The 25,398-nt window shown below is 71.3% G+C and carries 20 protein-coding genes and 2 tRNA genes; 17 read left to right on the forward strand and 5 right to left on the reverse strand.

The genetic code is table 11. The annotated features are described in order from the left end of the window. Positions 1-98 precede the first annotated feature (98 nt). The 11 genes from V6U82_RS24115 to V6U82_RS24165 all read left to right on the forward strand — a co-directional run bounded on the left by V6U82_RS24115 (position 99) and on the right by V6U82_RS24165 (position 14,637). Positions 99-1,247, forward strand: a complete 1,149-nt coding sequence (locus tag V6U82_RS24115; RefSeq protein WP_334464777.1) for an inositol-3-phosphate synthase — start codon at positions 99-101, stop codon at positions 1,245-1,247. Next, positions 1,244-2,143: an SCO3242 family prenyltransferase gene (locus V6U82_RS24120; RefSeq protein WP_334464779.1), complete on the forward strand. Its 900-nt coding sequence runs from the start codon at positions 1,244-1,246 to the stop codon at positions 2,141-2,143. The genes V6U82_RS24115 and V6U82_RS24120 overlap by 4 nt, the downstream gene beginning before the upstream one ends. Continuing rightward, entirely contained in the window at positions 2,140-3,036 is an 897-nt protein-coding gene (locus tag V6U82_RS24125) for a sugar phosphate isomerase/epimerase family protein (RefSeq protein ID WP_334464781.1), read from the forward strand. The genes V6U82_RS24120 and V6U82_RS24125 overlap by 4 nt, the downstream gene beginning before the upstream one ends. A 34-nt stretch (positions 3,037-3,070) precedes the next feature. Next, on the forward strand, positions 3,071-3,676 hold the full coding sequence (locus V6U82_RS24130) for an EboA domain-containing protein (protein ID WP_334464783.1): 606 nt from the start codon (positions 3,071-3,073) through the stop codon (positions 3,674-3,676). Position 3,677: 1 nt separating this feature from the next. Further along, complete coding sequence (locus tag V6U82_RS24135) at positions 3,678-4,529, forward strand: TatD family hydrolase (protein WP_128138501.1); 852 nt, start codon at positions 3,678-3,680, stop codon at positions 4,527-4,529. Further along, complete coding sequence (gene eboE / locus V6U82_RS24140) at positions 4,529-5,749, forward strand: metabolite traffic protein EboE (protein ID WP_334464785.1); 1,221 nt, start codon at positions 4,529-4,531, stop codon at positions 5,747-5,749. Before V6U82_RS24135 ends, eboE begins: the two co-directional genes overlap by 1 nt. Further along, positions 5,746-7,140 carry an alkaline phosphatase family protein gene (locus V6U82_RS24145; RefSeq protein WP_334464787.1) on the forward strand — a complete coding sequence of 465 codons (1,395 nt, stop codon included), beginning with the start codon at positions 5,746-5,748 and terminating at the stop codon, positions 7,138-7,140. The genes eboE and V6U82_RS24145 overlap by 4 nt, the downstream gene beginning before the upstream one ends. Then, a complete protein-coding gene (locus tag V6U82_RS24150; RefSeq protein ID WP_128137656.1) occupies positions 7,137-8,204 on the forward strand; it encodes a polyprenyl synthetase family protein in 1,068 nt (355 codons plus the stop codon). Before V6U82_RS24145 ends, V6U82_RS24150 begins: the two co-directional genes overlap by 4 nt. A gap of 289 nt (positions 8,205-8,493) precedes the next feature. Next, positions 8,494-11,328, forward strand: a complete 2,835-nt coding sequence (locus V6U82_RS24155; RefSeq protein ID WP_334464790.1) for an RICIN domain-containing protein — start codon at positions 8,494-8,496, stop codon at positions 11,326-11,328. A gap of 17 nt (positions 11,329-11,345) precedes the next feature. Further along, on the forward strand, positions 11,346-13,457 hold the full coding sequence (locus tag V6U82_RS24160; RefSeq protein WP_334464792.1) for a lectin: 2,112 nt from the start codon (positions 11,346-11,348) through the stop codon (positions 13,455-13,457). 172 nt (positions 13,458-13,629) lie between these two features. Next, positions 13,630-14,637, forward strand: a complete 1,008-nt coding sequence (locus V6U82_RS24165) for a sugar phosphate isomerase/epimerase family protein (RefSeq protein WP_252452566.1) — start codon at positions 13,630-13,632, stop codon at positions 14,635-14,637. Between the two features lie 124 nt (positions 14,638-14,761). Here V6U82_RS24165 and V6U82_RS24170 read toward each other — a convergent pair whose 3' ends face one another. Then, a complete protein-coding gene (locus tag V6U82_RS24170; protein ID WP_334464794.1) occupies positions 14,762-15,946 on the reverse strand; it encodes an ROK family transcriptional regulator in 1,185 nt (394 codons plus the stop codon). Positions 15,947-16,042: 96 nt separating this feature from the next. Next, a complete protein-coding gene (locus V6U82_RS24175) occupies positions 16,043-16,429 on the reverse strand; it encodes a hypothetical protein (RefSeq protein ID WP_128138711.1) in 387 nt (128 codons plus the stop codon). Positions 16,430-16,698: 269 nt separating this feature from the next. Between V6U82_RS24175 and V6U82_RS24180 the strand changes: the two genes are divergently transcribed. From V6U82_RS24180 to V6U82_RS24200, 5 genes are all read left to right on the forward strand, one after another. Beyond that, positions 16,699-16,771: transfer RNA gene (locus tag V6U82_RS24180), tRNA-Asn, on the forward strand. Between the two features lie 178 nt (positions 16,772-16,949). Continuing rightward, on the forward strand, positions 16,950-19,085 hold the full coding sequence (locus V6U82_RS24185) for an MMPL family transporter (protein ID WP_334464796.1): 2,136 nt from the start codon (positions 16,950-16,952) through the stop codon (positions 19,083-19,085). Further along, positions 19,078-20,313, forward strand: coding sequence for an FAD-dependent oxidoreductase (locus tag V6U82_RS24190; protein ID WP_334464798.1), 1,236 nt, complete (start codon positions 19,078-19,080; stop codon positions 20,311-20,313). Before V6U82_RS24185 ends, V6U82_RS24190 begins: the two co-directional genes overlap by 8 nt. Before the next feature lie 121 nt (positions 20,314-20,434). After that, positions 20,435-20,511, forward strand: a tRNA-Ile gene (locus tag V6U82_RS24195). 67 nt (positions 20,512-20,578) lie between these two features. Continuing rightward, positions 20,579-21,862: a tyrosine-type recombinase/integrase gene (locus tag V6U82_RS24200; RefSeq protein WP_334464801.1), complete on the forward strand. Its 1,284-nt coding sequence runs from the start codon at positions 20,579-20,581 to the stop codon at positions 21,860-21,862. Here V6U82_RS24200 and V6U82_RS24205 read toward each other — a convergent pair. Continuing rightward, on the reverse strand, positions 21,859-22,308 hold the full coding sequence (locus V6U82_RS24205; RefSeq protein WP_334464803.1) for a hypothetical protein: 450 nt from the start codon (positions 22,306-22,308) through the stop codon (positions 21,859-21,861). The two genes, V6U82_RS24200 and V6U82_RS24205, sit on opposite strands and share 4 nt — an antisense overlap. A 263-nt stretch (positions 22,309-22,571) precedes the next feature. Beyond that, positions 22,572-24,215 carry an RNA-directed DNA polymerase gene (locus tag V6U82_RS24210; RefSeq protein WP_334464804.1) on the reverse strand — a complete coding sequence of 548 codons (1,644 nt, stop codon included), beginning with the start codon at positions 24,213-24,215 and terminating at the stop codon, positions 22,572-22,574. Positions 24,216-24,372: 157 nt separating this feature from the next. Between V6U82_RS24210 and V6U82_RS24215 the strand changes: the two genes are divergently transcribed. Further along, positions 24,373-24,927: an HD domain-containing protein gene (locus tag V6U82_RS24215; protein ID WP_334464806.1), complete on the forward strand. Its 555-nt coding sequence runs from the start codon at positions 24,373-24,375 to the stop codon at positions 24,925-24,927. On the opposite strand, the gene V6U82_RS24220 is transcribed toward V6U82_RS24215, so the two are convergent. Next, the gene (locus V6U82_RS24220; protein WP_334464808.1) at positions 24,924-25,394 is read right to left on the reverse strand and encodes an NUDIX hydrolase; all 471 of its coding nucleotides are present in this window, start codon (positions 25,392-25,394) and stop codon (positions 24,924-24,926) included. The two genes, V6U82_RS24215 and V6U82_RS24220, sit on opposite strands and share 4 nt — an antisense overlap. Positions 25,395-25,398: the final 4 nt, after the last annotated feature.

The following is a 25,398-nucleotide window of genomic DNA, read 5'->3' on the forward strand; positions in this document are numbered from 1 at the left end:
CGGTATCCGCGGCACGACCAGCACGGCCCTCCGGTGCGGCCGGACCGGGATTCCCCGGCCGCACCGGCGGACCGGCCTTACCTGGGGAGGTAGCGCGAATGCGTACTGGTGTCTGGCTGGTGGGTGCGCGCGGCTCGGTCGCCACCACCGCCGTGGTCGGCGGGCTGGCCCTGCGGGCCGGGCTCACCGCGCCGACCGGCTGCGTGACCGAGCTGCCCGACCTGCGCGGGCCCGCCCTGCCGGGCTTCGCCGATCTCGTCTTCGGCGGCCACGACGTGGTCGCCACCCCGCTGACCAAACGCGCCGAGGCGCTCGCCGCCGCCGGGGTGCTGCCCGCCCGGCTGGCCGACGCCGTGGCGCCCGACCTGGCCGCCGTCGAGGCGGCCCTGCGTCCCGCACCGATCGAGGGCGACCAGGGCGAGCGGATCGCCGCTGTGGTCCGTGACCTGACCGGGTTCCGGGACCGGCACGGGCTGGACCGGGTGGTGGTGGTCAACGTCGCCGCCACCGAGCCGGCGCCCGTCCCGCACCCGGCCCACCGCGACCCGGCCGCGCTGCGGGCCGCGCTGACCGGCCCGGCCGACGTGCTGCCGCCCAGCTCCGGATACGCGTACGCGGCGTTCACCGCCGGCTGCCCGTACGTGGACTTCACCCCGTCGACCGGTGCCCGGCTGCCCGCCCTGGCCGCGCTCGCCGCCGAACGCGCCCTGCCGTACGCCGGGCACGACGGCAAGACCGGCGAGACGCTGCTCAAGTCGGTGCTCGCGCCGATGTTCGCGATGCGGCACCTGGCCGTGCGCTCCTGGTCCGGGACCAACCTGCTCGGCGGCGGCGACGGCGCCACACTCGCCGACCCGGCCGCCAACGCCGCGAAGGTGGGCAGCAAGCAGCGGGTGCTCGCCGAGACGCTCGGTTACCTGCCGCAGGGCCACACCCGGATCGAGTACGTCGAGGAACTGGGCGACTTCAAGACCGCCTGGGACCTGGTCACGTTCGCCGGTTTCCTGGGCACCGGCATGCGGATGGAGTTCACCTGGCACGGCTGCGACTCGGCGCTCGCCGCGCCGCTCGTGCTGGACCTGGCCCGGCTCACCGCCGCCGCGCACGCCGCGGGCTGCCACGGCCCGCTGACCGAGCTGGCGTTCTTCTTCAAGGACCCGCTCGGCGCGAGCGGCCACGCGCTCGGCGAGCAGTGGACGGTGCTGCGGGACTTCGTCGCCGGCCTGCACGCCCGGGTGACGCCGTGACCCGCCTGGCCGACCTGGCCGAACTGGTCCGGGCGCCGGCCGCGCTGTCCGTACCGGGGGACGTGCTGTCCGGCGCGGCGGCGGCCGGTGCGCTCGGCCCAGGGACACCGGCACTGGCCGGCGCGTCGGTGCTGCTGTACTGGGCCGGGATGGCCGCCAACGACTGGGCCGACCGGCGGCTGGACGCGGTCGAGCGGCCGGAGCGGCCGATCCCGTCCGGCCGGGTGCGCCCGGCCGTCGCGCTCGGCGTCGCGTCCGGCCTCACCGCCGCCGGGCTGGCCGTCGCCACCGCCGCCGGGGGCCGTCGGGCGGCGACAGTCGCGCTCCCACTCGCGGCCACCATCTGGGGGTACGACCTACGGGCGAAGAACACCGCCGCCGGGCCTGCGGTGATGGCCGCGTGCCGAGGGCTGGACGTGCTGCTCGGTGCGTCCGGCGGGCGGGTTGTCCGGGCGCTGCCGGCCGCGCTCACCGTCGCGGCGCACACCTGGACCGTGACCGCGCTGTCCCGCCGTGAGGTGACCGGCGCGGACCGGCGTCTGCCCGGCCTGACGCTGGCCGGCACCGCCCTGATCGCGCTCACCACCCCGGCCCGGCCCGGCCCACCCGCCACCGGCCCCGGCCGCAGCGGTGCCGGCCGCGCCGCCCGGCTCGGCGACCTCGTGCCGGCGGTCCTCGCGGCCGGGTACGCCACCCGCTACGGCCGGGCCCAGGCGCGGGTGCTCGCCGACCCGTCACCGGCCCGGGTCCGCGCTGCGGTGGGCGCCGGGATCACCGGGCTGCCCGCGTTGCAGGGCGCGCTGACCGCCCGCGCCGGGGCCCGGCTGCTCGGCCTCGCCGTGGCCGCCGCCGCCCCGCTCGGCCGCCGCCTGGCCCGACTGATCTCACCGACATGACCGCCGCGCCGGCCACCCGGGCCGCCGCCGGTCCACTGCCCGGGCCGGGCGCGCTGCGCTTCGGGTACGGCACCAACGGCTTCGCCAACCACCGGCTCGGCGACGCGCTGGCCGTGATCGCCGACCTCGGGTACGTGGGCGTCGCGCTCACCCTCGACCACGACCACCTGGATCCGTTCGCCCCCGGCCTGGCCCGCCGGGTCGCCGCCGTACGCCGCCGGCTGGACGCGCTCGGGCTCGCCGTGGTGGTCGAGACCGGCGCCCGCTACCTGCTCGACCCGCGGCACAAGCACGCGCCGACGCTGCTGCACGACGACCCGGCCCGGCGGGTGGAGTTCCTGCGCCGGGCCGTCCGGATCGGCGCCGACCTGGGCGCGGAGGCGGTCTCCTTCTGGGCCGGCGTACGCCCGCCCGGCGTACCACCCGACGTCGCCGCCGACCGCCTGGTCGCGGGCTGCGCGGCCGTCTGCGCGGAGGCGGCGCGGGCGGGCGTGCCGCTGGGCTTCGAACCGGAGCCGGGCATGCTCGTCGAGGACATCGCCGGGTGGTGGCGGCTGCGCGAGGCGCTCGGCGCGCCACCCGGCTTCGGCATCACGCTCGACATCGGGCACTGCCGCTGCCTGGAGCCGCTGCCGGTGCCGCAGTGCGTGTCCGAGGTCGCCGCGCACCTGGTCAACGTGCAGATCGACGACATGCGCCGGGGTGTGCACGAGCACCTGGAGTTCGGCACCGGCGAGATCGACTTCCCGCCGGTGCTGCTTGCCCTGGCCGACGCCGGCTACCGCGGGCTGGTGGCTGTGGAGCTGCCCCGCCACTCGCACGCCGCCCCGGCCGTCGCCGCCCGCTCACTGGACTTCCTGCGCACCGCCGCCTCGCGCGGCGAGGGGCGGTGACCCACCACCTTCCACCCGGCAGAGGGGAGACGGCATGACACCCGACCGACTGCGCGCCGCGCTTCGGGGCGTACCCGATCCGCAGTGGCTGGACGCGGCGCTGCGCCGCGTCGCGACCGAACCCACGGCCGTCGGGCGGTTCTTCACCACCGCGGCCCGGCGGTGCGGTCGCGAGCCGCTGCCCGACCTGCCCGGCTGGGCGGCCGACGAGGCAGCCCGGGCGCTGCTGCTGACCGCGCTGCCGAACGGCCACGCCGCCGCCGCGGAGACGCTCTACCGGCACGGCGACGCCGCCGAGAGACGCGCCGTGCTGCGCGCACTGCCGCTGCTGCCGATCGGCGCGGAGTGCGTGCCGCTGCTGCACGACGCGATCCGCACCAACGACACCCGGCTGGTCGCCGCCGCGCTCGGCCCGTACGCCCGGCACCTGGAGCAGGCGACCTGGCGGCAGGCGGTGCTCAAGTGCGTGTTCACCGGCGTGCCGCTGGCGGTGGTCGACGGCCTGGCCGACCGCGCCGACGGCGAGCTGGCGCGGATGCTCGCCGCGTTCGCCGCCGAGCGGCACGCCGCCGGCCGCGACATGCCCGCCGACGCGGCCGACCTGCTGCGCCGGCTGACCATCCCCACCACGGAGGCGTGACATGCGCATCTTCGACCCGCACATCCACATGACGTCCCGCACCACCGACGACTACGAGCGGATGGCCGCCGCCGGGGTCCGCGCGGTGGTCGAGCCGGCGTTCTGGCTGGGCCAGCCGCGCACCAGCGTGGACAGCTTCGTGGACTACTTCGACTCGCTGATCGGGTGGGAGCCGTTCCGGGCCGGGCAGTTCGGCATCCGGCACCACGCCACAGTGGCGCTGAACCCGAAGGAGGCGAACGACCCGCGTTGCCGGCCGGTGCTCGACCTGTTGCCCCGCTACCTGGACAAGGACGGCGTGGTGGCGGTCGGCGAGATCGGCTACGACGCGATGACGCCGGCCGAGGACGCCGCGCTGGCCGGTCAGCTCGCCCTGGCCGTCGCGCACGACCTGCCCGCGCTGGTGCACACGCCGCACCGGGACAAGGCGCGCGGCGTCGAGCGGACGCTCGCGGTGGTCGCCGAGTCGGGCATCCCGCCCGGCCGGGTGCTGGTGGACCACCTCAACGAGGTGACAGTGGAGCTGGTCCGGGACACCGGCTGCTGGCTCGGCTTCTCGATCTATCCGGAGACGAAGATGTCGCCGCCGCGGATGGTGGAGCTGCTGAAGCGGTACGGCACCGAGCGGATGCTGGTGAACTCGGCCGCCGACTGGGGCCGGTCGGATCCGCTGCTGACCCGGGCCACCGGGGAGGCGATGCTGCTGGCCGGGTTCGACGCCGACGACGTGGACCGGGTGCTGTGGCGCAACCCGGTGGAGTTCTACGGCCGGTCCGGCCGGCTCGACCTGACCGACCTGGAGGCCAACGACCCCACCTTCGCCGGCAACTCGATCCTGCGCGGGGGGCAGTGATGCGGCTGCGCCACGCCGACGGCACCACCGTCCATCTCGGCTACTGCACGAACGTGCACCCGGCCGAGGATCTGCCGGGCGTCGTCGCCCAGCTCGACACGTACGCGGTGGCGGTGCGCCGAGCGCTCGACGCCGACCGGCTCGGGCTCGGCCTCTGGCTGGCCGCGCCGGTCGCCGCCGCGCTCGCCGCCGACCCGTCGGCCCGCCGGCGGCTGCGCCACGAGCTGACCGTACGCGGGCTGGAGGTGGTCACGCTCAACGGCTTCCCGTACGCCGCGTTCCAGGCCCCGGTGGTGAAGGGCGCGGTGTACCACCCGGACTGGACCACGTCGCAGCGGTCGGCGTACACGCTGGACCTGGCCCGGGTGCTCGCCGACCTGCTGCCCGACGACGCCGTCCGGGGTTCGGTCTCGACGCTGCCGCTGGCCTGGCGCACCCCGTGGGACGCCGGGCGGGCCGCCACCGCCCGGCGCCGGCTGGACGCGCTGGCCGACGGGCTGGCCGCCGTGCAGCGGGAGACCGGCCGGGTGATCCGGGTCGGCTTCGAGCCGGAACCGGGCTGTCTGGTGGAGTCGACGGGACAAGCACGCGAGGTATTCTCAGACATGGATACCGACCGGCTCGGGATCTGCCTGGATCTCGCGCACCTGGCCTGTGCCTGGGAGCAGCCGGCGGACGCCCTGGCCGGGCTGCGTGCCGCCGGGCTGCCGGTGGTCAAGGTCCAGGTGTCAGCCGCGATCGAGGCGCCCGACCCGGCCGGGGCGAGCGAGTCGCTGCGCCGGTTCGTCGAACCGAGGTTCCTGCACCAGACCCGGGCCGCCGGCTGCGCGGGCGCCGCCGATCCGGCCGATCCGGCGTACGCGGCCGACGACCTCGACGCCGCGCTCGACGCGCGGCTGCCCGGGGCGTGGCGGGTGCACTACCACGTGCCGTTGCACGCCCCGCCCGAGCCGCCGCTGCGCTCCACGGTGCCGGTGCTGCGTGCGGCGCTCGCCGCGTTGTTCGCCGGCCCGGTCGCCGGCTGCGACCACCTCGACGTCGAGACGTACACCTGGGGGGTGCTGCCGGAGGCGCGGCGGCCGCGCGGCGACGCGGAGCTGGCCGCCGGTATCGCCGCCGAGCTGGCGTTCGCCCGCGACGAGCTGACCGCGCTCGGCCTGGCCGACGACGGCGGGGCGGGCGCCCCGGGTCCGCGGGCGGCGGAAGGCGTGCCCTCGTGAGCCGGCGGCTGGTGGTGCTCGACGTGGTCGGGCTGACGCCGCGGCTGCTGGCGCACATGCCGCGGCTGCGCGCGGTGGCCGACGCCGGGTTCGCCGCCGAACTGGGCACCGTGCTGCCGGCGGTGACCTGCTCGGCGCAGTCCACGTTCCTCACCGGTGAGCTGCCCGCCGGGCACGGTGTGGTGGGCAACGGCTGGTACTTCCGCGACCTGGGCGAGGTGCTGCTCTGGCGGCAGCACCACGGGCTCGTCGGCGGCGAGAAGGTGTGGCAGGCGGCCCGCCGCGTCGAGCCGGGCTACCGGGTCGCGAACGTCTGCTGGTGGTACGCGATGGGCGCGGACGTGGACTGGACGGTCACGCCGCGCCCGGTCTACCACGCGGACGGGCGCAAGGAGCCGGACTGCTGGACCGACCCGCCCGAGCTGCGGGACACGCTCACCGCTGCGCTCGGCACGTTCCCGCTGTTCAGCTACTGGGGTCCGGGCGCCGGGCTGCCGTCCTCGGCATGGATCAGCCGGGCGGCGCAGCGGATCCTCGCCGACCACGCCCCCGACCTGACCCTGGTCTACCTGCCGCACCTGGACTACGACCTGCAACGCTTCGGCCCGTCCGGCCCGCAGGCCGCCGCCGCGGCGGCCGAGCTGGACGCCGTGCTCGGTCCGCTGCTGGACGCCGCGACCGAGCAGCGAGCTACGGTGGTGGCGTTGTCCGAGTACGGCATCACCGACGTGTCCCGCCCGGTGGACGTGAACCGGATGCTGCGCGCCGAGGGGCTGTTGCGGGTCTACACCCAGGCCGGGATGGAATTTCTCGACCCGTGGACGTCACGGGCGTTCGCGGTGGCCGACCATCAGGTGGCGCACGTCTACGTCAGGGAACCGGCGGACGTGCCGGCGGTGGCGAAACTCTGCGCCGGGCTGCCGGGCGTGGCCGAGGTGCTCGACGCCGCCGGGCAGGCCGGATACGGGCTGGACCACCCACGCTCGGGTGAGCTGGTGCTGGTGGCCGAGCCGGACGCCTGGTTCACGTACTACTACTGGCTCGACGACGCGCGGGCGCCCGACTTCGCCCGGCTGGTGGAGATCCACCGCAAGCCCGGCTACGACCCGGCCGAGCTGTTCTTCGACCCGGCCGCGCCGGGTGCGGCGAAGCGCCGCGCGGCGATGGCGCTGGCCCGCAAGAGGCTCGGGCTGCGCTACCTGATGAACGTGGTGGGGCTGGACGCGGGCGCGCGTGCGGTGCGTGGTTCACACGGGCGCCTGCCCGCCGACCCGGCGGACGGCCCGGTGCTGCTCTGCTCCGACCGGGCCGCGATCCGGCCCCGGGTGGAGGCCACCGATGTGAAGGCGTTGCTGCTCGAACTCGCCGGACTGGCCTGGGAGGCACCATGACCGTAACCGTCGCACCGACCGATCCGGCCCTGCTGCGGGGCCGCTTCGACGCCGCGCTCGCCGCGTTCCTGGACGCGAGAGAGCCGGGTCGGCCGGACGACGGTACGGGGGCCGTCCACACCGCTCTGCGCTGGTTCGTCCTGGCCGGCGGCAAGCGGATGCGCCCGCTGTTCTGCTACTGGGGCTGGCGGGGGTTCGGCGGCCCGGACGCCCCGCCGATCGTGGTCGCCGCGGCGTCGCTGGAGCTGTTCCACGCGTTCGCGCTGATCCACGACGACATCGTGGACCGTAGCGACCGCCGCCGGGGTGCGCCGACGCTGCACCGGTTCTTCGCCGACCTGCACGCCCGCTGCGGCTGGCCGGGCGACCCGGCGGCGTACGGGCGGCAGGCGGCGGTGCTCTGCGGCGACCTCTGCGCCACCTGGTCGGCGCAGATGTTCCACGGGTCCGGGTTGCCGCCGGAGCGGCTGCGCCGGGGGCACCTGCTGCTGGCCCGGATGCGCTCGGAGGTGATCGCGGGGGAGTACCTGGACGTGGTCGGGGCGGCCGGGGACGGCACGGTGGCGAGCGCGCTCACCGTGGTACGGCTGAAGACGGCCCGCTACACGGTGACCCGTCCGGTGCAGATCGGCGCCGCGCTCGCCGGTGCCTCGCCGGAGGAGGTGGCCGCGCTGGCCGGGTTCGGCGACCCGCTCGGGGACGCGTTCCAGCTCCGCGACGACCTGCTCGGCGTCTTCGGCGACCCGTCGGTGACCGGCAAGTCCAACCTGGACGACCTGCGGGAGGGCAAGCCGACGGTGCTGCTGGCGCTGGCCCGGGCGTCCGCCTCCCCGGCCGCTGCGGCCCGGCTTGGGGAGCTGGTCGGCGATCCCGGCCTCGACCAGGCGGGCGCGGCCGAGGTGCGGGGCATCGTGGAGGAGTCCGGGGCCCGGGAGGCGGTGGAACGGATGATCCGCACCCGGGCGGACGCCGCGCTGGTCGCGCTGGACGCGCTGCCGTTGGCGGAACCGGCGCGGCGGGTGCTGGCGGCGCTCGCGGAGCGGGCGGTCGACCGCCACGAGTGACACCTACTTTTGTCGCTGAGCGTCGAAAGTCAAAGCCGATCGATCAGAAGCTATGGACAGGCTGATCGAAAGGTCTTAATGTCGTGCACAGCACAACGCTGTTTCGCCGAGGTGATCGCCCCGCACCAGATCGCCCCGCACCGCCCGCCTCGGCGAGGTGACCTCCGGTCCTGACCGGAGGTCGCGGCCCGCCGACCCCCCGGCAGGCCGGCGCAGCATCCCCCTGCTCGGCATCCGGCGCGACGCGCGCCCGGTCCTGGCTGCGCGCGTCAGGAAGGGACAGCACAGCATGTCCAGCCACCACCACCCCCGTGCCCGGCGACCGATCGCCGCTGCCGCAGCGCTGCTGCTCGCGGCCACCGCCGGCACCGTCACAACGGCCGCGGCGTCCGTCCCGGCGTCCGCCCATCCGATCCCGGCGAGCGACTTCCAGCAGGTCGAACTCGCCCGCGGTGTCGCCGAGACCGGCGAACCGATGTCGCTCGCGGTGCTGCCCGACCGGTCGGTCCTGCACACCGCCCGCAACGGCACGCTGCGCCGCACCGACGCGGCCGGCGCCACCACCGTCATCGGCACGCTGCCGGTCTACACCCACGACGAGGAGGGGCTCCAGGGCGTCGGCGTCGACCCCGGCTTCGCCTCCAACCGGCACATCTACCTCTACTACGCGCCGCCGCTGTCCACCCCGGCCGGGGACGCGCCCGCCACCGGCACGGACTTCTCCGCCTGGCAGGGCGTCAACCGGCTGTCCCGGTTCACGCTCAACGCCGACTTCACGCTCAACCAGGCCAGCAAGGTCGACGTGCTCGACGTACCGGCCGACCGAGGGCTGTGCTGCCACGTCGGCGGCGACATCGACTTCGACGCCGCCGGCAACCTCTACCTGTCCACCGGCGACGACACCAACCCGTTCGACTCCGCCGGCTACGCGCCGATCGACGAGCGCACCAACCGCAACCCCGGGTACGACGCGCAGCGCAGCGCCGGCAACACCAACGACCTGCGCGGCAAGATCCTGCGGATCAAGGTGAACGCCAACGGCACGTACTCGATCCCGGCCGGCAACCTCTTCGCGCCCGGCACCGCGCGGACCCGCCCGGAGATCTACGCGATGGGCTTCCGCAACCCGTTCCGGATCAGCGTCGACAAGGCCACCGGCGTCGTCTACGTGGGCGACTACGGGCCGGACGCCGGCACCACCACGGCCCGCGGCCCGTCCGGGCAGGTCGAGTTCAACCGGGTCACCGGGCCCGGCAACTACGGCTGGCCGTACTGCACCGGCACCAACACGGCCGCCGAGACGTACGCCGAGTGGGACTTCGCCACCGGCACCGCCGGCCCGAAGTTCAACTGCACCGGCGGGCCGACGAACAACTCGTTCCGCAACACCGGCCTGGCCACGCTGCCGGCGGCGAAGCCGTCCTGGATCCGCTACGCCGGTGACGCCGGCAGCCCGCCCGAGTTCGGCGGCGGCTCCGAGTCGCCGATGGGCGGCCCGGTCTACCGGTACGACGCGGCGAACCCGTCCACCACGAAGTTCCCGCAGTCGTTCGACGGGCAGTTCTTCGCCACCGAGTTCGGCCGGGGCTGGATCAAGCCGATCCATGTCAACGCCGACGGCTCACCCGGCACCATCGACACGTTCCCGTGGACCGGCAAGCAGGTGATGGACTCGGCGTTCGGCCCGGACGGCGCGTACTACGTGCTCGACTACGGCACCGGTTACTTCAACGGCGACGCCAACTCGGCGCTGTACCGCTTCGACTACCTGGGCGGCGCCAACCGCGCCCCGGTGGCCCGCGCCGCCGCCGACCGGACCTCCGGCGCCGCGCCGCTCACCGTGGCGTTCTCCTCGGCCGGCTCGTCCGACCCGGAGGGCGGCGCGCTGACGTACGCCTGGACGTTCGGCGACGGCGGCACCTCCACCGCGGCGAACCCCTCGCACACCTACACCGCGAACGGCAGGTACACCGCCACGCTCACCGTCCGCGACCCGCAGGGCGCCACCGGCACCGCCAGCGTGACGGTCACCGTCGGCAACACCGCGCCGACTGTGGTGATCGAGACGCCCGGCAACGGCAAGCTGTTCTCCTTCGGCGACACCGTGCCGTTCCGGATCACCGTCACCGACCCGGAGGACGCCACGATCGACTGCACGAAGGTCAAGATGACCTACGTGCTCGGCCACGACCAGCACGGCCACCAGATCACCTCGGCGACCGGCTGCACCGGCTCGATCGCCGTACCCGTCGACGGTGAGCACGACGACGCGGCGAACATCTTCGCCGTCTTCGACGCCGAGTACACCGACTCCGGCGGCCTCACCACCCACACCCAGCACACGCTCCAGCCCCGGCACCGGCAGGCCGAGCACTTCAAGACCTCGTCCGGGATCAACACGTTCGACAAGGCCACCGCCGAGGGTGGCAAGACCGTCGGCGACATCCACAACGGGGACTGGATCGCGTTCCAGCCGTACCTGCTGGCCGACGCCACCGGGTTCACCGCCCGGGTCTCGTCCGCCGGGGCCGGCGGCACGCTCCAGGTGCGGGCCGGCTCGGCCACCGGCACCGTGCTCGGCTCGGCCACCGTCCCGGTCACCGGCGCCTGGGACACGTTCACCACCGTCACCGGCACGATCGCCGGTGCGCCGGCCGGCACCACCACGCTCTACCTCACGTTCGCCGGTGGCACCGGGGCGCTCTACGACCTGGACGCGTTCACGCTCACCACGTCGGCCGTCCGCACCGGCCCTGTCAAGGGCCTGGCCGGCAAGTGCCTGGACGTCCGCAACGCCGCCACCGCCGACGGCACCCAGATCCAGCTCTACACCTGCAACGGCACGACGGCGCAGTCGTGGACCGTGACGCCGAACGGCACCGTGAAGGCGCTCGGCAAGTGCCTGGACGTGTCCGGCGGGGCCAGCGCCGACGGCACCAAGATCCAGCTCTACACGTGCAACGGCACCGGCGCGCAGAACTGGTCCGCGCAGGCCGACGGGACGCTGCGCAACCCGCAGTCGGGCAAGTGCCTGGACGTGTCCGGCAACAACTCGGCCGACGGCACGGCGGTGCACCTGTGGACGTGCACCGGCGCGGCGAACCAGCGCTGGACCCTGCCGTGAGGATGAAGGAGAACCAGATGAAACTCCTGCGTACCGCACTGGGGGCGGTGACCGCCGTCCTCGCGACCATCGCCTGCACCGTCCCCGCGGGCCCGGCCGCCGCCGCCGACGCCCCCTACGACGTGCTCGTCTTCTCCAAGACCGCCGGCTTCCGCCACGACTCCATCGCGGCCGGCACGCAGGCCGTGCGCGAGCTGGGCGCGGCGAACAACTTCACAGTCACCGCGACCGAGGACGCCGCCCAGTTCACCACCGCCAACCTGGCCCGCTTCGAGGCGGTGATCTTCCTCAACACCACCGGGGACGTCCTGAACGCCACCCAGCAGTCGGCGTTCGAGGCGTACATCGGCGCCGGCGGCGGGTACGTCGGCGTGCACTCCGCCGCCGACACCGAGTACGACTGGCCGTTCTACGGCAACCTCGTCGGCGCCTGGTTCGCCTCCCACCCGGCCATCCAGCCGGCCACGGTGAAGGTGGAGGACCGGGCGCACGCGGCCACCGCGCACCTGCCCCAGCGGTGGAACCGCACCGACGAGTGGTACGACTACCGCACCAACGCCCGCTCCACCGCGCACGTGCTGGCCAGCCTGGACGAGTCCACGTACTCCGGTGGCTCGATGGGCGGCGACCACCCGCACGCCTGGTGCAAGACGTACAGCGGCGGCCGGTCCTTCTACACCGGCGGCGGCCACACCCAGGCGTCCTACGCCGACCCGGCGTTCCGGGCGCACCTGCTCGGCGGCATCCGCTACGCCGCCGGGCGCACGAAGGCCGACTGCCGGCCGGAGACCGGCTACACCGCGCTCTACGACGGCGGCACCACCGGCTGGTCGCAGGCCGGGCCGGGCAGCTTCACCAACGCCGACGCCACGCTCACCTCGGTCGGCGGCATGGGCCTCTACTGGTACAGCGCGAAGCAGTTCACCAACTACTCGCTGAAGCTGGACTGGCGGCTGGCCGGTGACGACAACTCGGGGGTGTTCGTCGGCTTCCCGCCGTCGAGCGACCCGAACTCGGCGGTGAACAACGGCTACGAGATCCAGATCGACCCCACCGACGCCGCCGACCGGACCACCGGCGCGATCTACGGCTTCAAGTCCGCCGACCTGGCGGCCCGGGACGCGGCGCTCAACCCGGCGGGGGAGTGGAACACCTACGAGATCCTGGTCGAGTCCGAGCGGCTCCAGGTCTTCCTCAACGGCGTACGCATCAACGACTTCACCAACACCGACCCGGTGCGGTCACTCGCCGGGCACGTCGGCATCCAGAACCACGGCACCGGCGACGACGTGTCGTTCCGCAACATCCGGATCAAGGAACTCGGCGGCACGCCACCGCCGACCGGCAACACCACCGTCCAGGCCGAGGCGTTCGGTTCGGCGAGCGGCGTCAGCGCGTACCCCAAGGCCGGCGCCAACGGCGGCCAGACCCTGGGGTACGTGGACCCGGGCGACTGGGCCGCGTACCCGGGGCTGGACCTGACCGGTGTGACGTCGCTGCGCGCCCGGGTGGTCTCCGGTGGCCCGGGCGGCACGCTCCAGGTGCGGACCGGATCGCCGACCGGCCCGGTGCTCGGTCAGGTGGCGGTGCCGAACACGGGTAGCTGGACCACGTTCGCCGACGTGAGCACCGCGCTCACCGGCGTGCCGTCCGGCACGCAGACGGTCCACCTGACGTTCACCGGCAGCGGCTCCGGGCTGTTCGACGTCGACGACTTCACCCTGGTCCGGGGCGGTGGCGGCACCGGCGGGACCGGCCCGGTCAAGGGCCTGGCCGGCAAGTGCCTGGACGTGCGGAGCGGGTCGTCGGCGGACGGCACGCAGATCCAGCTCTACACCTGCAACGGCACGACGGCGCAGTCGTGGACGGTGACGCCGAACGGGCCGGTGAAGGCGTTGGGCAAGTGCCTGGACGTGTCCGGCGGGGCCAGCGCGGACGGCACGAAGATCCAGTTGTATTCGTGCAACGGCACCGGGGCGCAGAACTGGTCGGCGCAGGCCGACGGGACGGTGCGTAACCCGCAGTCGGGCAAGTGCCTGGACGTGTCCGGCAACAACTCGGCCGACGGCACGGCGGTGCACCTGTGGACGTGCACCGGCGCGGCGAACCAGCGCTGGACCCTGCCCTGACGGAGGCCATAGAGTGGGGGCGGCGACCGCGAGGTGGCCGGTGACCCGGCGGGAGGCGCAACCCGTCCGGGAGCAGATGCTCCGGCGTCCACCGGTTCCACGCGCCGCCGCCTCCGGTCGTCCTCGCCCCGGTCCGCGACGGAATCCCCCATCACCACAGGGGAGAAGGACAATGGCGCGACCCATCACGCTCTTCACCGGCCAGTGGGCCGATCTGCCGTTCGACGAGGTCTGTCGGCTCGCCGCCGAGTGGGGCTACGACGGGCTGGAGATCGCCTGCTGGGGCGACCACTTCGAGGTGGACAAGGCGCTCGCCGACGACTCGTACGTGGAGCGCAAGCGGGCCACCCTCGCCAAGCACAACCTCCAGGTGTTCGCCGTCTCCAACCACCTGGTCGGGCAGGCCGTCTGCGACCATCCGATCGACGAGCGGCACCAGGACATCCTGCCGGCCCGCATCTGGGGCGACGGCGAGCCGGAGGGCGTGCGACAGCGTGCCGCCGAGGAGATCAAGGACACCGCGCGGGCGGCGGCCAAGCTCGGCGTGAACACCGTCGTCGGCTTCACCGGCTCGTCCATCTGGCACACGGTGGCGATGTTCCCGCCGGTGCCGCCGGCCATGATCGAGCGCGGCTACCAGGACTTCGCCGACAGGTGGAACCCGATCCTCGACGTGTTCGACGAGGTCGGGGTGCGGTTCGCGCACGAGGTGCACCCCAGCGAGATCGCGTACGACTACTGGACCACGAAGCGCACGCTGGAGGCGATCGGGCACCGGGAGGCGTTCGGGCTCAACTGGGATCCGTCGCACTTCGTCTGGCAGGAGCTGGACCCGGTGAACTTCATCTTCGACTTCGCCGACCGGATCTACCACGTGGACTGCAAGGACGCGAAGGTCCGTACCGGGGACGGGCGACGTGGCCGGCTCTCCTCCCACCTGCCCTGGGCCGACATGCGGCGCGGCTGGGACTTCGTCTCCACCGGCCACGGCGACGTGCCGTGGGAGGACTGCTTCCGGGCGCTGAACGCGATCGGCTACGACGGCCCGATCTCGGTCGAGTGGGAGGACGCCGGCATGGACCGCCTGGTCGGCGCGCCCGAGGCGCTCCAGTTCGTCCGCCGCCTGGCCTTCGACGCCCCGAGCGCCGCCTTCGACGCCGCCTTCAGCACCCGCGACTGACCGCCCCGCCGTCTCCTTGCCCCGCGATCTTGCAGTTGCGGCCCTCCCATAACGGGTGTAACCGACATCCTGTGGGCCGCAACTGCAAGATCGGCGGGGTGGGACGGGGGTGGGGGCGGGCGGGTCAGCGGGCGGCGTAGGCCTGGTCGCTGACCAGGCGGGCTGCGCCGATCAGGGCGGCGGTGTCGCCGAGGTCGGACAGGACGATCGGCAGGCTGCCGGTGGCCAGCGGCGTGGAGCGCCGGTAGACCACGCCCCGGATCTCCGCGAGCAGCACCGGACCGATTCCGGCCGGCGCGCCGCCGATGATCACGATGGCCGGGTTGACGAAGCTGACCAGCCCGACCAGCACCCGCCCGAGCCGGCGGGCGGCGTCGCGGACCAGCGTCTGGGCCGCCGGGTCGCCCGCGGTGGCCGCCGCCGCCACGTCGGCCACGGACAGCGTCCCGGCCGCGGCCAGCCGGTCCGCCAGCGCCGTCGAGCGCCCGGCCCGCGCGGCGGTCACCGCCTCCCGCACCAGTGCGACATCCCCGCAGTACGCCTCGACGCACCCGTTGTTGCCGCAGCCGCAGAGCGGCCCGTCCTCGGTGAGCTGGAAGTGGCCGATGTCGCCGGCGCCGCTGGCCGCGCCCCGGTAGAGCGAGCCGGCGAGCACCAGCCCGCAGCCGATCGCCTCGCCCAGCTTGACATAGAGGAAGTCGTCGAACGGCCGGCCGGTGCCGGCGTGCCGTTCGCCGAGGGCCATCGCGTTGGCGTCGTTGTCCACCTGCACCGGGCAGCCCAGCTCGGCGGCGAGCGTGTCGCGTACCGGGAAGCGGTGCCAGCCGGGCAGCGCCGGCGCGGAGACCGGCGAGCCGTCGCGTACCTCGACCGGCGCGGGCAGCGCCACGCCGACGCCGGTGAGCGACGTCAGTCCCGCCTCGACGCGCAGCTTGCCGAGCAGTTCGACGATGCGCCCGACCACCACGTCCGGGCCGAGCCGGACGTCCACCGGCTCGTCGTGCCGGGCGAGCGGGTTCAACTCGCCGTCGGTGAGCGCGACCCGCAGCGTGCCGTCGCCGACGAGGACCGCGCCGAACCGGACCTGCGCGCCGACGCGCAGCAGCGACGACCGGCGTCCGCCCCGCGACGCGGCCGGCCCGGCGCTCTCCACCAGGCCGAGCGTGGTCAACCGGTCCACCTCGGCGGCGAACCGGGCCCGGGGCAGGCCGAGGAGGTCGGCCAGCTCGACCCGGGAGCGTGGGCCGTCGTCGCGCAGCAGGCGCAGCAGCCGCGCCTGATCCGCCGTCTCCGGTCCGACCATCGGCATGTGGTCACCTCCCCACCGAGAATGTGCCACATCCGTGCCCGCGCACACGGGAGCGGGCCGGTCACCCGGAGGTGACCGGCCCGCTGTCCGCTTGCGTCAGAGCGTGTTGCCGGTGGACGGCTTGCTGCTCGTGCCGGTCGTGGTCGACCCGGTCGAGCTGGTCGAGCCCGTGCCGTTGGCGCTGCGGCTGCCGACCGCGGCCGGCGTGCCGGCGAACGGCTTGTCGGCGTCGGTCATGCCCTGCTTGCCACCGTTGCCGGTGGCGAGCTTCTCGCCGATCTTGGTCTGCCCCAGCTTGTCCTTGCCCTCCGAGTAGAGCCGGGTCGCCTGGGCCTGCGCGACCCCGGCCGCCTCCTGGACGGTCGGGTGGTCGAGCACCTTGCGCCCGCGGACCACCAGCTCCTCGTACTTCTCCCGGCCGGCACGGGCGCCCAGGACGAATCCCGCAGCCAGCCCGCCAAGAAACATGATCTTTCCGCGCATGGCGGCTCCTTCCGTACCTGACGCTCTCGCCGGTTTTCCGCCAGCTCGGCGGAACGACCGTCTCGCGCCTGCGTTCTCTGTCGACGGCTAACTACCCATCCTGCTCTCCGCTCATGCCTCCCTGTGCCGAGATGACGATTTGTCCGTAATCCTGGCGCGTACGCCGGTCCGGTCCTCCTCCGGTAACCCCCTGGCGCACCACCCCCCGATGTCCTGTACTCTTGTCCCCGTCGCACGGAGCGGAGAGATCCGAACCGAGCGGTGCACGGTCCCCTGTAGCTCAATTGGCAGAGCAGCCGGCTGTTAACCGGCAGGTTATTGGTTCGAGTCCAATCGGGGGAGCTTCGCTCCACGTCACGCCCGTCGGCATCGCCGGCGGGCGTTCGTCGTTTCCGGGCCCCCGCACGTGCTCCGGCTGCCCGGTTTCCGCCCCCGGGTCCTCGTTCGCCCGGCAGGATGGTCGGCGTCGACTTAGACTCCCGCTGCGTCGATTGATGCGTCGATTTGAGGGACGGTGGAGATGGCCGCAGGACGCAGCCGCTGGACCGCGACGCTGATCGCGGTGGCGGTCGTGCTCGGCTGGCTGGTCGTCGGCGGCATCGCCGGCCCGTACTCCGGCAAGCTCGGCGAGGTCTCCACCAACGACAACGCCTCCTTCCTGCCGGCCGACGCCGAGGCCACCCGGGCACAGGACCTCGCCGCCGGATTCGTCGACCGGGAGACCACCCCGGCACTCGTGGTCTACGAACGGCCCGGCGGCCTCACCCCGGCCGACCAGCAGCGCATCCAGGCCGACGCGGCCCGCTTCGCCGAGGTGCCGGGCGTGGTCGGCCCGCTGCCGCCGCCGATCGTCAGCCAGGACGAGCAGGCCGCCCAGGTGATCGTGCCGATCGACAGCGCCGAGGGCGAACAGATCCGGTCCGTTGTGGAACGCCTGCGCGACATCGCCGGCCCGGACCGCGACGGGCTCACCGTCGACGTGGCCGGGCCCGCCGGGCTGCTCGGCGACCTGATCGAGGTGTTCGGCGCGATCGACGGGCCGCTGCTGCTGGTCACGCTCACAGTGGTGCTGGTCATCCTGCTCGTCGTCTACCGCAGCCCGGTGCTGTGGATCTTCCCGTTGCTTGCCGCCGGGATGTCGTACTCGCTCGCCGCCGTCTTCGTCTACCTGCTCGCCGACCACGACATCGTCACGCTCAACGGGCAGGCACAGGGCATCCTCACCGTGCTCGTCTTCGGCGCCGGCACCGACTACGCGCTGCTGCTCATCGCCCGCTACCGGGAGGAGCTGCACCGGCACGAGCGCCCCTGGGACGCGATGCGGACCGCCTGGAAGGGCGCCGCCCCGGCCATCATCGCCTCCGGCGCCACAGTCATCGTCAGCCTGCTCTGCCTGCTGCTGTCCAGCCTCAACTCCAACCGGGCGCTCGGCCCGGTCAGCGCCGTCGGCATCGCCGCCACGCTGCTGGTCATGCTCACCTTCCTGCCCGCGCTGCTGGTCCTCGGCGGCCGCTGGGCGTTCTGGCCCCGGCGCCCCCGCCACGACCAGGCCGACCCCCGCGCCGAGCACGGCATCTGGGCGCCGATCGCCGGTTTCGTGGCGCGCCGCGCGCGTACCGTCTGGGTCGTCACCGCCGTCGCGCTGGCCGTGCTCGCGATCGGGGTGACCCAGCTCGGCGCCACCACGCTCGGCCAGTCCCAGCTGTTCACCCAGCGCACCGACTCGGTGGCCGGGCAGGAGGTCATCGACAGGCACTTCCCGGCCGGCACCGGCAGCCCCGCCACCATCTTCACCACCGAGGACACCGCGCGGCAGGTCGCCCAGGTGGCGCAGGGCGTACCGGGCGTGGCCTCGGTGCTGCCGCTCGGCGAGCGGGGCGAGAACGCGCCGCCCGACCCGGACGCGCCCCCGAAGGTGGTCGACGGGCGGGTGCAGCTCGACGTCACGCTCGCCGACCCGCCGGACAGCAACGGCGCCGAACGCACCATCCGCGACCTGCGCGAGGCGGTGCACCGGGTACCCGGCGCCGACGCCGTGGTCGGCGGCTTCACCGCGATCAACGTGGACACCGCCGACGCCTCGGTACGCGACCGCGACGTCATCATCCCGGTGGTGCTGCTGGTCATCGCGATCATCCTGGCGCTGCTGCTGCGTGCCCTGGTCGCACCGGTGCTGCTGATCGCCACGGTGGTGCTGTCGTTCCTGGCCACGCTGGGCCTGTGCGCGCTGCTGTTCCGGTACGTCTTCGACTTCCCCGGCGTCGACCAGTCGTTCCCGCTGTTCGCGTTCGTCTTCCTGGTCGCGCTCGGCATCGACTACAACATCTTCCTGATGAGCCGGGTCCGCGAGGAGTCGGTGCGCCGCGGCACCCGCGCCGGTGTGCTCGCCGGGCTGGCCGTCACCGGTGGCGTGATCACCTCCGCCGGCATCGTGCTCGCCGCCACGTTCTCCGCGCTCGCCGTCCTGCCGCTCGTGGTGCTCGTCGAGCTGGGCGTGGCGGTAGCCGTCGGCGTCCTGCTCGACACCATAGTGGTCCGCTCGCTGCTGGTGCCCGCGCTCGCGTACGACATCGGGCCGAAGGTCTGGTGGCCGGGCCGCTTGTCGCGGTCGCACCGCGAGGGCGACCGGGCCGGGGCGGGGGTGGACCGTGCCTGAGACGGACGTGGTGATCGTCGGCGGCGGCCTGGCCGGTCTCGCCGCCGCCCGGCGGCTGCACCGCGCCGGTGTGCCGTGGCGGCTGCTGGAGGCGGGCGACCGGCTCGGCGGGCGGGTCGCCACCGACCGCGTCGACGGGTTCCTGCTGGACCGGGGCTTCCAGGTGCTCAACACCGCGTACCCGCGGCTCGCCGGCCTGGTCGACGTCGGCGCTCTCGGGATGGGCTGGTTCACCTCCGGCGTGCTGGTGCGCCACGGCGACCGGCTGGAACGCCTGGTCAACCCGCTGCGCGAACCGACCGGGGCACCCGGCACGCTCACCTCGGGCATCGGGTCGCTCACCGACCGGCTGCGGTTCGCCGCGCTCGCCGCCGGCTACGCGACGGTGCCGGTCGGGCGGCTGCTCAGCACGCCCGAGACCAGCGCCGAGAAGGCGCTGCGCCGGGCCGGGCTCTCCGACGCGATCATCGAGGGACTGCTCCGGCCGTTCCTGTCCGGCGTGCTGCTCGACCGCGAGCTGGCCACCTCCAGTCACGTGCTCGCGGTCGTCATGCGCTCCTTCGCCCGGGGCCGGATCGGCCTGCCGGCCGACGGCATGGCGGCGCTGCCCCGGGCGCTCGCCGCGCCGCTGCCCGCCGAACTGATCGAGCTGAACACCCCGGTCACCGAGGTCGCGCCCGGCCGGGTCCGCACCCCGTCCGGCGAGATCACCTGCCGCGCCGTCGTGGTCGCGGTGGACCCGCCCGCGGCGGCCACGCTGCTGCCGGGGCTGCCACGGGTACGCATGCACGCGTACACGACCTACTACCACCGTGCCGACGCGGCGCCGCTGGACGAGCCGATCCTGCTGCTCGACGGCGACCGGCGGGAACTCGTCGCCAACACGGTGGTGGTGAGCCGGGCCGCGCCCACGTACGCGCCGGACGGCCAGCACCTCGTCGCCACCTCGGTGGTCGGCCCGCAGGCCCCGCCCGAACCGGTGATCCGGCGCGAAATGGACCGCCTCTACGGCCGCTCCACCGCCGGCTGGACCCACCTCACCACAGTCACCGTGCCGGACGCGCTGCCGGCCGCACCGCCACCACAGGGCCGGCTGCGCAAGCCGGTGGCGCTGGGCGACGGCCTGTACGTGGCCGGGGACCACCGGGACAGCCCGTCCATCCAGGGCGCGCTCGCCAGCGGGTGGCGAGCGGTCGGCGCCGTCCTCGCGGAGCTGCGGCGCGCGTGAGGCGCCGACGGGTTGCGCGTTGTTATCCTCGCGTTGCCCATCGTGCTGTCGCGGCCGTTGTTTCCGCCCGGTAGGTGGTGGTCCGCGCAGCGATCGGCGGGTTACGATCCGGCGCGGTCACGGGGCGGTAGCTCAGCCGGTTAGAGCAGGGGACTCATAATCCCTCGGTCGCGGGTTCGAACCCCGCCCGCCCCACCAGCGCAAACACTAGATCAGCGATCTTCGCGTGGTGCTACTCGTGGTGCGAGCGCGCTACGGTCGCCCCATGGTGACGGCGAACGGGCGCGCGAAGCGTCAGCGTGGCGAGATTGAGGAACTACCCAGCGGGTCGCTGAGGGTGAAGGTCTACGCGGGCATCGACCCCATTACCAAGAAGCGGCACTACCTGACTGAGACCGTCCCAGCCGGCCCGACCGCTCGCAAGGAAGCCGAGAAGGCGCGTACTCGGTTCCTCGCCCAGGTGGACGACCGGCGGAACCCGCGCACTCGTGCCACCGTCGACCAACTGCTTGACCGGTGGCTTGAAGTCCTCGACGTGGAGGCGTCGACCCGGCAGGGGTACGTCAAGAAGCTAAACAAGCACGTACGGCCTTTGCTCGGCAAGCTGCCGGTGGGCCGGCTGGACGCCGAGACGCTGGAATCCTTCTACGCCGTGCTGCGGAAGTGCCGCGACCACTGTGGAGGCAATCGGAAGGCGATCGAGCACCGGAAGGCAGGGCCGCACGACTGCACCGACAAGTGTCGGCCGCACGAGTGCAAGCCGCTCGCGCCGGCGTCGATCCGGCAGATTCACTGGATCCTGTCCGGTGCGCTGAACCGGGCCGTCCGGTGGCGGTGGATCGCCATCAACCCGGCAGATCAAGCGGAGAAGCCGGGGATGCCTCAGCCCAACCCGCACCCACCAACGGCGCCCGAAGCCGCCCGACTGGTCACTCAGGCGTGGAAGGACCCCGACTGGGGCGCGTTCGTGTGGGTGGCCATGACTACGGGGGCGCGGCGGAGTGAGCTGTGCGCCCTGCGGTGGTCCGCGGTCGACCTGGACGCGGCCGTGCTGACCCTGCGGGGCGCGCTGTACGTGGACGACGCGGGGAAGCTGCGGGAGAAGGACACGAAGACGCACCAGCAGCGGCGCGTGGCCCTGGACGCGGAGACGGTAGAGGTGTTGCGCGACCAGCTGGTGCGCTGCGAGGCCCGTGCATCGGCCCTCGGCTTGTCACTGCCTATGGACGGCTTCGTGTTCTCTCCCGGCCCAGACGGCAGCACTCCGCTCGTACCGGATACGGCCACCCAGCGATTTAGCCGGATGGCCGCGAGACTCGGCATCACTACGAACCTTCATGCCTTGCGGCACTACTCGGCAACGGAATTGATCGCATCCGGCGTTGATGTCCGGACCGTGGCCGGACGCCTGGGTCATGGCGGCGGGGGAGCCACGACCCTCCGTGTATATGCCGCCTGGCTATCAGAGTCCGATCAGCGTGCCGCTGCCACACTGGCTGCAAGGATGCCCGCTCGTCCTTCAGCTTTGAAGTCGGATTCAGCCGGTTAGGGAGATACGCCGGCTGTAGACCAGTCAACTAGCAGGTTGTTAATCACTTCTGACGACGGAACCCCCACTACATCGGCAAAAAATTCACTCACACCGACCTCTAACGCGACTCCTTTAACCGGATTCACAACAGCGAGCGCGTCTGGAATGCGTTGATGGGCGGCAAAGTACAACACTACATACGCCACCATCTGGCGAAGATCCACCGAGCGGAATGGTCGGTTCACCGCCTTCACTTCTACCAATGTCTTGATCGGCATCCCTGAGGAGTGGTCGTTCGCAATGAGATCAGGTAAGCCCCCTGAGATCCACCCACAACCGGGAAGGCTTGGCTCTACCTCGATCGAAGTATAGGTGTGCGTGAGGGTGCAGTAGTTGTTGAGGCGCTGCGCCAGCATCAGCGCAAACTCGATCTCATCCTGATCGAGTTGATCGCCCAGATCCACTTGGTTGGCTACTTGAGTGAGCCGGCTCGTGGCCCTCTCGATTGCCCGCCGCAAGTTGGGCTTATCGCCGCGTTGGTGATCCGCCCACAAGTAGAACCCTGTCTCAGATACGAGGGCGTGTCTCCTCGGCCGATGTGCCCATTCGACCGGAGGAGCGAAGCGTCTTGGGCCAGCATTGGAAATTCTGACGAAGTGTTCCAAGCGGGGCAGTATTGCATTCCAGTATGAGCTACTTGTGGTGGCAAACCTTTCAGCCGTAGGCATCAGAATGGAAGATCCTTGCGGTTGGCCTTCACGCGTTCCTCCATCCACTTTTTGGCAATGTCATCGAATCCGGAAATGCCCCGGTTGATGCTCTGTCGCCAGTGTCGTCCCTCGTCGCCAAGCGAGAATGAGGCCAGGAGAATCGCGCGCTGCACCCACGGATGCAGGTTCCTCCATTGCTTCCGCTTGTCCGACAGCCAGTAGTCCGCCTTCCAGCCGTGCATAAGATACACGATATCGCGCTGAATGAAAGGCGGTGCCGATTCAAATATACTTGCTGCGAGTGGGACATTTTCCTCGGAATGATCGTGCTTGAGAATGCGGAGCGCGTAGGCAAGGTTGACAGGAACCATGACCCAGTATTCTTCAGCCTGAATCCTTCGGCGGATCTCTGCCGGGAGCTTCTTTGCAAGCGCTGGAGAAACATTCGGAAGCACCTCCTCCAAGACGCGAAGCACAACTGGAAGTGCCGGAGCTAACACGTCTAGGTTCGCCACAAGCATTTCTGCGGCGGCGTCGCGCACCTCTACGTCGAAGAGCTTGATGATTCGTGCCAGCTTCTTAACTACCGGTGAGTTGACGCGGCTCTTGGCGACCTCGGCGGTCAGCATACCGATAATATCGAACTGCTCGACGTCGTGCCTCAGGCGCTCGTAATCCTCATCTCGGGTATCCGAGTAGGGATCGAAACGCAGGGACAGTTTAAGTAGCCGTCTTTCGTCGCGCTCTTGAGGACTCAGTTCGTCCGAGTCCTCGGGCAGGAGTAGCGGAGACCTGACGAAGTCCTTGGTGGAGAGAACCCGGGTCTTATGTCTTTGCAGGCTTAGGCCTTCGTTCCGTAGTAGAGCCTCGGTCAAAAATACCAGAGACCTGAAAGCGTCTTCTCGGGTGTCTGCAAATAGCCGATAGTCGTCGGCGTAACGGCAGAACCTAATACCCCTCGAAACAAGCAGTCGGTCGACGCGGTTCAGGAGGAGTTCTGAGAATATCCGGGCCGCCTGTCCGCCTACGGGCAAGCCATAGGATACGCCGCCGGAGAATCCTGTCAGGAGCTTGATTACCTTACTTGGAACGTCGCCCACTTCTCCAAGAAGATTGAGAGAGTTCTGCAAGCGGTGGTGGTAGATCCTGCCGTAAAAGTCTGCGATATCGCAGATCGCTATGTAGTTATAGTCCTGGGCGATCCTCTGGCTTGCCTCCGAGAAACTATTCCAGGATCCAATCTCAAAGATTGAGGACGTCTCGCGGTTGATGTTCAGGCGGTATGAAAAAACGGCCTGCTGGGAGGGCGGAATTCTTGCTGCTTCTATCTCTGGGGATATCCTCAGGGCCAAGCCGAGCATGTAGGCATTCCAGATCGGGTCTATCTGGGATACGTACCGGAATCCTTCGTAGGTAATTAGCGAAAGCGCGCCCTCGATATATGGTGGATGCGAATCAAGGGCCGACGTCAAGTCGGCATCGATCTTTTTGAGGAGAGCGACAGTCTCATCTTTGCGGTCGTGAAAGATGATGTTTTCTGGTGCGAAAGGGAAGACATCCGTATCTCCCCAGCGCGAGATGTGGCTTACTGCAAGGGTGAACGATTCCTCTAGTCCGAGCAAAGTAGGGTCCACTTCGGGTGAGGGGTCGAAGCTAAGCATGGGATTTTCCCGAAGTTGGTAGTGGAAGGCAACCCCGGGGGAGCTACCGGGCCTTAATGCCAAATTGCCTAAAAGACTTAAACTGCTCAAAACACTAGTCGTGTCGACGGTGCACGTCCGGGGCGCTTCGACCTTCGGCTGGCGTAGGCTCGTGCGGGTGACGAACTTGGAAGCTGCCGCTGAGCTAGCTCACGATCTGCTCGCTGACGCGCTGCCGCGTCGCTGGGTACATGTTCAGAAGGTGGCTGACAAGGCAACAGAGGCTTCTTCTGTACTGGCTGCGCCTGATCGACCGATCCTCGTTGCTGCTGCCTGGCTGCACGACATCGGATACGCACCCGGCGTTCAGTTTTCCGGGCTGCATGCCCTAGATGGGGCTAGGTGGCTGCGCCGGGCGGGCTGGGACGAGCGAGTAGCGGGCCTCGTCGCTTATCACTCTTGCGCAGCTTTCGAGGCTGAAGAGCGACAGCTTGCCGGGCAGTTGCGTGCAGAGTTTCGGAACGAAGAGTCTGATGTCACCGACGCGCTGTGGTACGCCGACATGACGACTGGCCCTGATGGTCAGGACTTCGGAATTATGGAGCGACTGGCGGAGATTCGATCTCGTTACGGACCGGATGACGTGGTTACCCGCTTCTGGTCGCGGGCGCAGCCTGAGATTGTGGCTGCTGTGCGACGAATGGAGCGGCGACTCGCGGCACGTGAGGCCTAGCCGATGTAGGGCTCTTGTCGATTCTCGTACCCATGTTCGATGCGAAGCCGCATGGATTGATGGATCGGCAAGGAGTTTAGGTCTTCGCGCCTGACCCAGCGGACTTCAGATGACTCGCTGCTTGTTGAAGGCTCGCCGCCGACGGGGCGCGCGCGGAAGCAGATAGAGAACTGCTGACGCACTTCCCCATCGCTGTAGGCCATGACGTGCCTTGGGTCGGTGTAGATGCCGACAATGCCCGTGACTTCCACGTCAATCCCTGACTCTTCCTTGGTTTCGCGTACCGCAGTCTCTGCGATGTACTCACCGAAATCTTGGGCGCCGCCGGGAATGGCCCAAAGGCCGTTGTCGGTTCGCCGGATGAGTAGCACTCGGTCCTGTGCGTCGAGGACGAACACGGTCACCGCAACGACGATGCTGTTCGCCTTCGGTGCCTGGGGGTCGTCGTAATACTCCGTCCTGGCCATGTCG

This window comes from Micromonospora sp. CPCC 205554 (genome assembly GCF_036902745.1).
GTDB classification, from domain to species: Bacteria; Actinomycetota; Actinomycetes; order Mycobacteriales; family Micromonosporaceae; genus Micromonospora; species Micromonospora tulbaghiae.